At 70.3% G+C, this 13,214-nt stretch carries 2 protein-coding genes; both read left to right on the top strand.

The features are described 5' to 3' along the window. Window positions 1-212 precede the first annotated feature (212 nt). Window positions 213-12,176 (top strand): non-ribosomal peptide synthetase, encoded by an 11,964-nt coding sequence (locus IG04_RS0107770; RefSeq protein WP_159460410.1) that lies wholly within the window; start codon window positions 213-215, stop codon window positions 12,174-12,176. Between the two features lie 13 nt (window positions 12,177-12,189). Continuing rightward, the gene (gene gntD, locus IG04_RS0107765; RefSeq protein WP_036014068.1) at window positions 12,190-13,200 is read left to right on the top strand and encodes a guanitoxin biosynthesis L-enduracididine beta-hydroxylase GntD; all 1,011 of its coding nucleotides are present in this window, start codon (window positions 12,190-12,192) and stop codon (window positions 13,198-13,200) included. Window positions 13,201-13,214: the final 14 nt, after the last annotated feature.

The raw sequence follows: 13,214 nt of genomic DNA, 5'->3' as shown, positions 1-13,214 counted from the left end.
TCAACTCAAGCTGGGCGGCATCCAGCGCACCGCGGTCTGCGCATCTGGGGGAATGAATTACACGGTGATGAACGGTTCTATTCGGCGTGCCGTTTTTAATTGATGACGGCCGCCGAACGACCCTCATGCAAATGTTCTGCGACTCGTCTCGCGAATCGCTTGACCCAGCAAATGACGATTGTGTAAAAATGACGTCAGGGGAGGGCTTATCTGTGATCGAAGATATGTATCCGTTGGCGCCAGTTCAGCAGGGCATGCTGTTCCACGTCCTGGAGGCGCAATCGGACAAGGGCGTCTACTGGGCGCAGGGGCTCTACGAGTTCGACGGGGTGCTTGACCTCGACGCCATGCGGCGCTCGTGGGAACTGGTGGTCGCCCGCCACGCCGTGCTGCGCACCGGATTCGTGTGGGAGGGCGTGCCCGAGCCGCTCCAGGTCGTCATGAGTGATCTCCAGGTGCCGTTCCAGGTGCACGACTGGACCGCCGTGACCGACCAGCAGGCCGCGCTCGACGAGCTGCTCGCCCACGACCGCGCCCAGGGCTTCGACCTCACCAAGCCACCGCTCATGCGCGTGCACGTCATCAACGACGGCACCAGCCACCACCGGATGGTGTGGGCCCTCTACTCCGGGCTGTGCGACGGCTGGAGCGTGCCCGTCGTCCTCGAAGAGGTCGGCGCCACCTACGACGCCCTGTGCCGCGGCACGACCCCCGATCTCGAACCAGTTCGCCCCTACCGCGACTTCATCGCCTGGCTGGGCAAGCGCGACCGCGCGGAGGCGGAAGCCTTCTGGCGCGACTACCTGGCCGGCTTCGACGCCCCGACGGCGTTGCCCGTCGACCACTCGGTCCGCGACCACTGGGCCCAGGGACGCCGCCGCGCCGAGCTGCCGGAGGACCTGACCACCTCGATCATGGACCTCGCCCGGCGCAGGCGCGTCACGCCGTCCACGGTGATCCAGGCGGCGTGGGCACTTCTGCTGTCCGCCTACTCCGGTGACGACGAGGTCGTCTACGGCCTCACCGTGTCCGGCCGCCCGGCCGACCTGCCCGGCGTCGAGTCCATGGTGGGCGTCTTCATCAACACGCTGCCCGTCCGTGTGCGGGTGTCGTGGGAGCGTTCCTTCGCCGACTGGCTGGGGGAACTGCAGGCGAACCAGGTCGCGGTCCAGCGCTACGAGTTCACCGCGCTCTCGGACATCAAGCGGTGGTCGGAACTGCCGCGCGGCAGCGGTGTCTTCGACAGCATCGTGGTGTTCGGCAACTACCCGCAGGCGCTGCTGTCCGAAGAGGACGAAGAGAGCGACGGCGACGAGGACCGCTTCGGCGCCCTCGACTCGATCGAGCAGGTCAACTACCCGATCGCGTTCGCGGTCGACCTGGAGGACACGCTCAAGATCGAGGCCGAGTTCTCCACCGGCGCGTTCGACGAGGCCACCGTCGCCCGGCTGCTCGACCAGCTGCAGGCCCTGCTGGCCGCCGCGGTCGCCGGTCCTGACCGGCCCGTGCGTGAGATGACGCCGACGCCGGCGACCGGCTGGGGCACGGGCCCCGCGTTCGACGAGCCGTACGTCGGCCTGGCCGAGCGGTTCCGTTCGGCTGTCACCGAGTTCGGCGACCGGCCGGCCGTTCGTGCCGCTGACTCCGTGCTGACCTACGCCGAGCTGGGCGAGCGGGTGGCGCGGGTCGCGTCGGGCCTGCGCGCCGCCGGTGTTGGCGCGGAGACGCGGGTCGGCCTGTGGTTCGAGCGATCGGCTGACCTCGTCGTCGCGATCCTGGCTGTGGCGCAGGCAGGCGGAACGTATGTGCCGCTTGATCCCGCGTTGCCGCACGGCCGGCTTCGCGATGTGCAGACCGCCGCCGGCGTCGAGCTGGTGGTGTCCCGTGGCGACTACGCCCTGGACGGTCCGCGCGTCGTCGAGTTCGCCGACCTGGTGACCGGGGCGGCCGAATGGCCGGAACTCGTTGCCACGCCTGATCGTCTGGTCTACACGATGTTCACGTCGGGTTCGACCGGCGTGCCGAAGGGCGTCGAGGTCACCGAGGAAGGCGTCGTGCGGGTCGTTCTCGACCCGGCGGTGACCGCCGAGCCTGGTGACGTGGTCGCGCACATGGCCGCCGTGTCGTTCGACGCGTCGACCTGGGAGATCTGGACCGCGTTGCTGAGCGGCGCAACGCTCGCCGTGGCCTCCGCGAACCTGGCTGAGCGGCTGGACGTCGCCAAGCTCTTCGCTGAGCACGACGTCACGTTGTCGTTCATGACCACGGGTCTGTTCCACCAGCTCGCCGACACCGATCCAGCCGTGTTCTCGGGACACCGCAAGGTTCTCGCCGGTGGCGAGGCGATGTCGCCTCTCCAGGCGCGCAAGGTGCTCGACGCGAACCCAGCCGTGGCTATTTACAACATGTACGGCCCCACCGAGTCCACTGTGTACGCGTCGTTCCACGACATGCACACCGGACGGCTCGGGCCGTCGTCGGTCCCGATCGGCACCGCTTTGCGGGGCCTGCGTTTCTACGTGCTGGACCGCTGGCTCCAGCCGACGCCCGTCGGTGTGCCGGGAGAGTTGTACATCGGCGGAACCGGCCTCGCACGTGGTTATGCGGGCCGGGCGGACCTGGCCGCGGAACGGTTCGTCGCTGACCCGTACGTGCCCGGTGCGCGGATGTACCGCACTGGTGACCTGGTGCGGTGGGGTGCGGATGGCGCGGTCGATTTTGTTGGCCGCACCGACAACCAGGTGAAGATCCGCGGCTTCCGGGTCGAGCCGGGCGAGGTCGAGCACGTGCTCGTCGGTCACCCGGACGTCGCGAACGCCGCCGTGATCGTGACCGACAAGCGCCTGATCGCCTATGTCGTGAGCACCGCCGAGCAGGCAGACCTCCGGCCCTTCCTCGCCGAACGTCTGCCGGAGTTCCTGGTGCCGTCGGCGATCGTGCTGCTCGACGAGTTGCCGTTGAACACCAACGGAAAGCTCGACGTGCGCGCGCTGCCCGACCCCGGCGCACCCGAGAGCACCACCGCGTACGAACCGCCCAGCACCGATGCCGAACGCACGCTCGCCGAGGTGTGGTCGCAGGTCCTCGGCGTCGAACGGGTCGGCGTCCACGACAACTTCTTCGAACTGGGCGGCGACTCGATCGTCAGCCTCCAGATCGTCTCGCGGTCCCGTGCCGCCGGGCTGCGGCTGGAGATCGCCGACCTCTTCACGCACCAGACCGTCCACGAGCTCGCCGCCCGCGTCGGCACCTCCGAGCCCAGCTCGGTCGACCAGGGCACCGTCAGCGGCCCCGTGGCGTTCACGCCCATCCAGAGCTGGTTCCTGCGCGAGAACCTGCCGCAACGCGACCACTTCAACTGGTCCGGCATGTTCGAGCTGGCACCGGGAACCGACGCGGACACGATGCGCGCCGCGCTCGGCACCGTCGTCGCCCACCACGACGCCCTGCGGCTGCGCCTGAACGGCGACACCCAGGAGAACGCTCCCGCCGAGACCGCCGAGCTCGTGACCGTGCTGAGGACGGACCTCGACGGCGCGGCGCTGGACGAGGCCGTCACCGCGGCCATGACCACGGCGCAGACGTCCCTGAGCCTCACGAACGGGCCGCTGCTGCGTGCCGTGTACGTGGATCGCGGCGACAAGCCCGCGTGGTTCGGCCTCACCGTGCACCACTACGTCGTGGACGCGGTCTCCTGGAACGTCCTGCTGGAAGATCTCGACACCGCGTACTCCGCCGGCGCGCTCGCGCCGAAGACCACGTCGTACCAGGACTGGGCCGCCGCACTGGAGGCGTTCGACCCGCGCGACGAGCTGCCCTGGTGGCGTGAGGTCGTCCGGACGACGACTCCTGTGCCCACCGACCTCGACGGCCCCAACACCGAGGACTCGACCGAGTCCGTTCGCGTCGCCCTCGACGCGGATCGCACTTCAATGCTGCTCACCCACGCCCACCGCGCCTACCGCACCCAGGGCCACGAACTGCTTCTGGCCGCACTGCTCCAGGTACTCGGACGGTGGACCGGCACCGGCGCCGCCGCCATCGACCTGGAGAGCCACGGACGCGAGGCGATCGCCGACGGCATCGACCTCAGCCGCACCGTCGGCTGGTTCACCGCGATCCACCCCGTCGGGCTGCACCACGCCGACCTCGGGGACGTCGCCGGTGTCATCAAGGCGGTCAAGGAACAGCTGCGCGCCGTGCCGCGCCGCGGTGTCGGCTACACCGTCCTGCGCGAGCGGGACGAGCAGCTCCGCAACGCCCTGGCGCGCCCGGTCGTCTTCAACTACCTCGGTGGTGTCGACGCGGCCGAGGACGACGCCGTGGGACTGTTCGCCCGCGAGCTCTCCGAGGACCTGTGCGGCCCCGCCGAAGGTGATGGCGGCCTGCGCTCGCACGTGCTCGGCGTCGAGGTCGTCCAGGCCGCCGACGGAACGCTGTCCGTGGAGCTGCAGTACAGCACCAACCTGCACGAGCGTTCGACGATCGAACGGCTCGCCGAGGCCTACCTGGCCGCGTTGGCCGGCATCGTCGACCACTGCCGGTCCGGCGCGCACGGCCTGACGCCGTCCGACGTCGCGCTGGCGGCCCTCGACCAGTCCTCTTTGGACGCTCTGGTCGCGCGCACGCCCGGACTGACCGACGCCTACCCGTTGTCGCCGTTGCAGCAGGGCATGCTCTTCCACGCCGTCGAGTCACCGGACAGCGGCGTGTACTGGACGCAGGACGTGCGGGAGCTGACCGGCGACCTCGACGTCGACGCCATGCGCGCGGCCTGGCAGCTCGTGCTCGATCGGCACCCCGCGCTGCGCACCGGCTTCGTCTGGTCGGGTGTGCGCGAGCCGCTCCAGGTCGTCATGGGCGATGCCCAGGTGCCGTTCGAGGTGCACGACTGGTCTGACGTCACCGATCCCGACGCCGCCGTCGAGCAGTTGCTCGCTGACGACCGCGCTCGCGGGTGCGATCTCGCCACCGCGCCACTGCTGCGCGTGCACGTCGCCAGCGGACGCGGCCGCCACTGGATCCTGCTGGCGTTCCACCACCTCTACGCCGACGGCTGGAGCATCCCGCTGCTGTGGGACGAGGTCACCGCCGCCTACCAGGGCGAGTCGCTGCCGCCGGTGCGGCCGTACCGGGACTTCATCGCGTGGCTGGCACAGCGTGACTCCGCCGAGGCCGAGGCGTTCTGGCGCGAGTACCTCGCCGGGTTCGACTCGGCGACGCCGTTGCCGGTCGACCGGGTGGTGCGCGAGCACTGGGCCCAGGACCGGCGCGAACTGGCGCTGCCCCGCGACGTCACGACGGCACTCGTCGCCCTGGCCCGCGACCGGCGCGTCACCCTGTCGACCGTCGTGCAGGCGGCGTGGGCCGTGCTGCTGTCGGCCTACTCGGGCGAGGACGACGTCGTGTTCGGCCTGACCGTGTCCGGGCGTCCCGCCGACCTGGCCGGGGTGGAGTCGATCGTCGGCCTGTTCATCAACACCCTGCCCGTGCGGGTGAAGGTGGCGTGGGAGCGGTCGTTCGCGGACTGGCTCGGCGAACTGCAGGAGAACCAGGTCGCCGTGCAGCGGCACGAGCACACGCCGCTCGCCGACATCCAGCGCGTGGCCACCGGTGGCCTGTTCGACAGCATGCTCGTCTTCGGCAACTACCCGCAGGGCGAGGCGCCGGAGGAGGGCGAGGAGGACCCCGAGGAGCTGTTCGCCTCGACCGACTCGGTCGAGCAGATGCACTACCCGATGATCCTCGCCGTCGACCTCGAGGCGACCCTGAAGGTCGAGGCCAACTTCTCCACCGGCGCCTTCGACCCGTCCACTGTGGAGCGTCTGCTCGGTCAGCTGGCCGAGGTGCTCACCGCCGCCGCCCGGCAGCCTGCCGCCGCCGTGCGCGAGGTGACTCCCGCGCCCGTCACCGGGTGGGGCCTGGGTCCTGTGGTGGACGAACCCTTCGTCGGGCTGGCCGAGCGGTTCCGTCTTGCAGTCGGCCGCTTCGCCGACGAGGTGGCTGTTCGTGATGGTGACCGTGAACTGACCTATGCCGAACTGGGCGAGCGGGTGACTCGGGTTGCTTCGGGTCTGCGCGCCGCCGGAGTCGGTGCGGAGACGCGGGTCGGGCTGTGGTTCGAGCGGTCCGCGGATCTCGTCATCGCGATTCTCGGTGTGGTGCAGGCGGGTGGCACGTATGTGCCGCTTGATCCCGCGTTGCCGCACGGCCGGTTGCGTGACGTGCAGACCGCCGCCGGCGTCGAACTTGTGGTGTCCCGTGGCGACTACGCCCTGGACGCACCGAGTCTTGGCGTGATCGATCTGGCCGATCTCGACGGCGAACCCGGCGGCCTGCTGGAGTCGTTGCCTGAGCGGCTCGTCTACACGATGTTCACGTCGGGCTCGACCGGTGTGCCCAAGGGCGTCGAGGTCACCGAGGAAGGTGTCGTGCGGGTCGTGCTCGACCCAGCGGTCGCCGCTCGCCCCGGCGATGTCGTGGCGCACATGGCCGCGGTGTCGTTCGACGCCTCCACCTGGGAGATCTGGACGGCGTTGCTGAGCGGTGCGACGCTCGCCGTGGCTCCCGCGAACCTCGCCGAGCGACTGGACGTCGCCACGTTCTACCCGGCGCACGGCGTCACGTTGTCGTTCATGACCACCGGTCTGTTCCACCAGCTTGCGGACACCGACCCCGGCGTTTTCTCCGGGCACCGCAAGGTCCTCGCCGGTGGCGAGGGCATGTCTCCGGTCCAGGCGCGCAAGGTCCTCGACGCGAACCCGTCCGTGGCGATCTACAACATGTACGGCCCGACTGAGTCCACTGTGTACGCGTCGTTCCACGACATGCACACCGGACGGCTGGGCCCGGCCACCGTGCCCATCGGCGATGCCCTGCGCGGCTTGCGCTTCTCCGTGCTCGACCGCTGGCTCCAGCCGACGCCGGTCGGCATGCCGGGAGAGCTGTACATCGGTGGCACCGGTCTGGCGCGCGGTTACGCGGGTCGAGCGGACCTGGCCGCCGAGCGGTTCGTTCCCGACCCGTACGCGCCTGGTACGCGGATGTACCGCACCGGTGACCTGGTGCGGTGGGGTGCCGACGGTGCGGTGGACTTCGTCGGTCGCACCGACGACCAGGTCAAGATCCGCGGCTTCCGGGTGGAACCGGGCGAGGTCGAGCACGTGCTCGCCGGCCACCCGGACATCGCCAACGCCGCCGTGGTCGTTCGCGAGCTGCCGCAAGGCAAGCGGCTCGTCGCCTACGTCGTGGGCACCGCTGAACCGGCGGACCTGCGCGCGTTCCTCGGCGAACGGCTGCCCGAGTTCCTGGTGCCGTCGGCGATCGTGCCGCTCGACGAGTTGCCGTTGAACAGCAACGGAAAGCTCGACAAGCGCGCACTGCCGCTGCCTGAGGCGCCGGACTCCGCGAGCCACGAGGCGCCCAGCACCGACGTCGAACGCGCGCTCGCCGCGGTGTGGTCGGAAGTGCTCGGCGTCGAACGCGTCGGCGTCCACGACAACTACTTCGAACTGGGCGGCGACTCGATCGTCAGCCTCAAGATCGTCGCCAGGGCCCGGGAGGCGGGCCTGGAGCTGAAGATCGCCGACATCTTCACGCACCAGACCATCCAGCAGATCGCCGCCCACACGGGCGTCGCCACCGCCACGTCGGTCACCGTGAAGCCGCTGGCCGACCTGGAGCCCCTGCGGGCACGGGTGCCGGACCTGGTCGACGCGTACCCGTTGTCGCCCATGCAACAGGGCATGCTCTTCCACGTCCTGGAGGCGCCCGCCGACACCGCCGTGTACTGGGCGCAGGACGTGCGCGAGCTGCGCGGGCCGCTCGACGCGGCGGCGCTCCGGGAAGCCTGGCGCACCGTCGTCGGCCGCCATCCCGCGTTGCGCAGCGCGTTCGTGTGGGAGGGCGTCGAGGAACCGCTGCAGGTGGTCATCGGCGGGGTCGACGTCCCGTTCGAGGTGCTCGACTGGACCTCCGTCGCCGACCCTGCCGCCGCTCTGGACGACCTGCTCGACGCCGACCAGCGGCGCGGGTTCGACGTCACGACGGCGCCGTTGCTGCGGGTGTACGTGGCCGACCGGGGCGACCGCCAGTGGGTCGTGTTCACGTTCCACCACCTGTACCTCGACGGCTGGAGCATCCCGCTGGTCTGGGACGAGGTGTTCGCGGCCTACCGGGGACAGTCCCTGCCCCCGGTGCGGCCCTACCGCGACTACATCGCCTGGCTTCAGGAACAGCCCTCCGCCGACGACTTCTGGCGCGAGTACCTCGACGGCTTCACCTCGCCCACGGCGCTGCCGGTCGACCGCACCACCCGTGTGCACTGGGAGCAGGGCAGGCGCCACCGCGAACTGCCCGAGAGCGTCGCTCTCGCCCTTGAGGGACTCGCACGGCGCGAGCGCGTCACGATCAGCGCCGTCGTGCAGGCCGCGTGGGCGTTGTTGTTGGCGTCGCACAGCGGTGACGACGACGTCGTCTTCGGCCTCACCGTCTCGGGACGCCCGGCCGCGCTGGCCGGTGTCGAGTCCATCGTCGGACTGTTCATCAACACGCTGCCCGTGCGGATCAAGGTCCCTGGCGACCGCACCCCGTTCGACCAGTGGCTGCGGACCGTCCAGGACGGCCAGGTCGCCGCGCAGCGGTTCGAGCACTCGCCGCTGGTCGACATCCAGCGCGTGGCCGGTGTGCCGAGGCTGTTCGAGAGCATCGTCGCGGTCCAGAACCTGCCCGGCGGGTTCGACGACGGCGATGACGGTGACGACGCGGACGAGTTCGACTCACCCGCGTTGCTGGAGCAGGGGCGCTACCCGCTGAAGCTCGTCGTCGACGTCGACGGCCAGCTGGCTCTGCTGTGCGAGTACTCCACCGGCGCGTTCGACGACGCCACCGTGGAGGCGCTGCTGGACCAGCTCGAACGCATCCTCACCACAGTCGCCGCGCTGCCCGGCACGTCCGTGCGGGAGATCGCACTGCTCGACGCCGCCCAGCGCGCCGAGGTGCTCGGGTGGAGCTCGTCGGAGTCCCGCGAGATGCCGGCTGCCCACCTGGCCGAGCTGTTCGGGCGTCAGGTCGTGGCACACCCGGACCGTCCCGCACTACGCGGCGGCACCGAGCTCACCTACGCGCAGCTCGACCGCAGGGCCTCGGGTGTGGCCGAATGGTTGCGCGCCAACGGTGTCGGCAAGGGCACCAGGGTCGGACTCCACCTGGACCGCGGCGCCGAGCTGATCATCGCCATGCTCGGCGTGATCGGCGCGGGCGGCAGCTACGTCCCGCTGGACCCCGCCCAGGGCACCGCCCGGCTCGCCCAGATGATCGGCACGGCCGGAGTCGGACTCGTTGTCACGGCAGGGGAGTGGCCTCTCGACATCCCTCGGGTGCGCGTGCTCGACGCGAGCGTGCTCGACCTGCCCGAGGCCAGGGGATCACTGCCCGTCGCCGGCGGGCCGGGCAGCGAGCTGTACGTGCTGTTCACGTCGGGTTCGACGGGCGTGCCCAAGGGCGTGTCGCTGACCCACGAGGGCGTGGCCAGGGTCTGCACCGACCCCGCCGTGCGCGTCGAGCCCGGCGACGTCGTCTCGCACCTCGCCGGCATCGGCTTCGACACCGGCGCGTTCGAGATCTGGCTGGCACTGCTCAACGGCGCCACCCTCGTCGTCGGCCCCGCGGACCTCGCCGAACGGATGGACGTCGGCAAGTTCCTGCGAGAGCACGGAATCACCGCCTCCCTGCTCACCACCGGCCTCTTCCACCAGCTGGTCGAGACCTCACCCGACGTCCTCGACGGCCTGCGCCTGCTCGTGGTCGGCGGTGACGCCCTGCAGGCCCAGCACGCCCGCACGGCTCGCGAACGCCGTCCGGACCTGCGCATCGTGAACGCCTACGGCCCCACCGAGACCACCATGACATGCACGATCCACACGCTCGACGACATCGGCGCGCAGGTGCCCATCGGCACGCCGTTCGCGGGCATGCGGGCCTACGTCCTCGACCCGTGGCTGCAGATCGTGCCGGCGGGCGTGGCGGGCGAGCTGTTCGTCGGCGGCCCCGGTGTGGCCCGTGGCTACGTCGGCCGCGCGGATCTCACGGCGGAGCGGTTCGTCCCCGACCCCACGGGATCCGGGGAACGCCTGTACCGCACCGGTGACCGTGCTCGCTGGCGGTCCGACGGCACGCTGGAGTTCCTCGGCAGGGCCGACGAGCAGGTCAAGATCCGGGGCTTCCGGGTCGAGCCCGGCGAGGTCGAGGCACTGCTGGGCACGCACGAGGACGTGCGGGCCGCGGCTGTCGTGGCCACGTCGTCCGGAACCGGGAAGCGACTGGTGGCCTATGTGGTCACGAGCGCCGGCACGGCCGAACTGCGTACGTTCCTGCGCGAACGGCTGCCCGACTACCTGGTGCCGTCGGCGTTCGTCGAACTCGACGCCCTGCCCCTGACGCCCAACGGCAAGCTCGACCGCCGAGCCCTGCCGGAACCGGCGGCGCCGGAGTCGGACGGCGCGTACGTCGCGCCGCGCACCGACGCGGAACGGGCGCTGGCGGGCATCTGGACGAAGCTGCTGGGCGCCGACCGCGTCGGCGTGCACGACAACTTCTTCGACCTGGGCGGCGACTCGATCGCCTGCCTGCAGGTGGTGGCACGGGCCCGTGCCGCAGGCCTCGGCCTCGCGGTCGCCGACCTGTTCACGCACCAGACAGTCGCCGAACTGGCCGCCGTGACCACCGCCCCGGTGCTGATCGACGAGGGCCCGGTCACCGGACCGGTGCCGCTGACGCCCATCCAGCGGTGGTTCACCAAGGCCACCATCGACGACCGGAACCACTGGAACTGGTCGGGGCTCTTCGAGCTCGCGCCGGGCGTCGACGCCGGCAGGCTTTCCGCCGCGCTCGACACCCTGGTCACCCATCACGACGCCCTGCGCACCCGCCTGCACCACGGGCCCGACGGCTGGCAGCAGCACGTCGCCGAGCCGGGTGAGGCGGCGGCGTTCACGGTCGTCCAGGGCGATGTCCAGGAGCACATGGACGCGCTGCAACGTTCGCTGAACCTCGCGAACGGTCCGCTGGTGGCCGCCGTTCTGTTCGACCGCGGCGAGGAACCGTCGTGGCTCGGCCTCGTCGTGCACCACCTGGTGGTCGACGGCGTCTCCTGGAACATCCTGCTGGAGGACCTCGACGCGGCCTACCAGGGCGAACCCCTCGGGGCCAAGACGACGTCGTTCCGGCGGTGGGCCGAGTCCGTCACGGCCTTCGCGGACAGCACCGAGGTCCGCGACGAGCTGCCGTACTGGCTGGAGCAGGCGGAGACCGCGTTCACGCTGCCGGTCGACGCCACCGGTGCCAACACCGAGGACTCCGCCGCCGTCGAAGAGGTCACCGTCGGCGCCGCGGGGCTGCCGAACGCGAAGGTCCTCGACGTGGTCCTGGCCGCACTCCTGCAGACGCTGGGGGAGTGGGCCGGCACCGACACCGTCGTCGTCGACCTCGAACACCACGGCCGCGAAAGCCTGGCACCGGGCACGGACCTGTCCCGCACGGTCGGCTGGTTCACGTCGGTGCACCCGGTGGTGCTCCGGCACGACGACCTGGGCGACGCCACCGGAGTCGTCGCCGCAGTGGGCGAAAGCCTGAAAGCCGTGCCACGGCACGGAGTCGGCTACGGCGCGCTGCGCCACCTGACGGCCGACGACGCGGAGGTGCTTCGCCTGCGCGCCGCACCAGACCGTCAGATCAACATCAACTTCACGGGCGGACAAGTGCCGCGGCCGTCAACCTTCACCGCGTCTTCCGACGCTCAGCAGGCCACCTCGCGGCACCTGCCCCACGCCCCTGTACAACCAGTACAGGAACGTGGTGCAGGCACCGCGATGCGGCCGTCTGACCATCGAAATACGGGGCAAAGGCTGACGGCCGCGGCACTGGACGCCGCCGTGAACGACGACGAGGTCAGGGGCCTCATCGTCGACGAACTACCGGGTGACCTGTGCGGCGAGAGCACCAGCGGCGGACTGCGTCCGTACGCGCTGCACCTCGAGATCGAGCGCACCGACGAGGGAGAGCTCCTCGTCGAATGGCACCACAGCACCAACCTGCACCGCACCGAGACCGTGCGACGGGTCGCGTCCCGTTTCCGGGAGGCCGCAGAGGCCCTGATCGCACACCTGAACTGGAATTAGGGGGAGCAGTCCTTTGTCCACACCCAAGCGGATCTACGTCCTGTCGGCCGACGAAGCCGCCGAGGCCGAGAACCTGACACTGCGCATCGCCAAGGAGTACTCGGGCCCGGCGGACGAGCAGCTGCTGCGCGACCTGCCGTTGCTCGCCGCCGAGCTGCCCGTGGGCCAGCGCCGCTTCATGCGTGACTTCGCGCTGGAGGACGAGCTGGGCTACGCCGTGGTCCGCGGTCACAACATCGACGACGCGCGCATCGGCCCGACGCCGCAGCACTGGCGGGGCCGGCCGACGCCGACGCCGGAGTTCGCCGAGGAGATCCTCCTGCTGCTGCACGGCTCCCTGCTCGGTGAGCCGTTCGGCTGGAAGACCCAGCAGGACGCCCGGCTCGTGCACGACATCTTCCCCATCCAGGGTTTCGAGACCGAGCAGATGGGGATCGGCAGCACCGACACGCTCACGCTGCACACCGAGGACGCGTTCCACCCGTGGCGCGCGGACTACCTGCTGCTGGAGTGCCTGCGCAACCCCGACAAGGTCGCGACGATCGTCTCCGAGCCCGACCTGCGGTCGCTCGACGCGAAGTACCTCGAGCTCCTGCACGAGCCGAACTTCCTGATCCGGCCGGACGACTCGCACCTGGCCAAGCACAACGAGACCAAGGGCGTCGACGCCGAGTTCTCGGAGATCGACGAGATGAAGGCCGACGACAACCGTGTCGCCGTCCTTTATGGATCGCGCGAGCACCCGTACATCCGCATCGACCCGTACTTCATGGAGACGCCCAAGGACCCCGCAGCACGCGAGGCCCTGCAGGCGGTCAGCGACCTCCTGGAGGCGTCCTGCCTGGACGTCGCACTGGTGCCGGGTGACGTCCTCATCATCAACAACCACCGCCTTGCGCACGGCCGGCAGGCGTTCCAGGCCCGCTACGACGGCACGGACCGCTGGCTCAAGCGGGTCAGCATCACCACCGACCTGCGCAAGTCCCACGAGCGGCGCGCCTCGGCGACCGCACGCCTGATCTGACGGATACGGAAGTC

Source organism: Lentzea albidocapillata (genome assembly GCF_000719115.1).
In the GTDB taxonomy this organism is placed as follows: Bacteria; Actinomycetota; Actinomycetes; order Mycobacteriales; family Pseudonocardiaceae; genus Lentzea; species Lentzea albidocapillata.
Note: the sequence above shows the minus strand (reverse complement) of the source record. Positions and strands in the feature narration are given on the sequence as shown.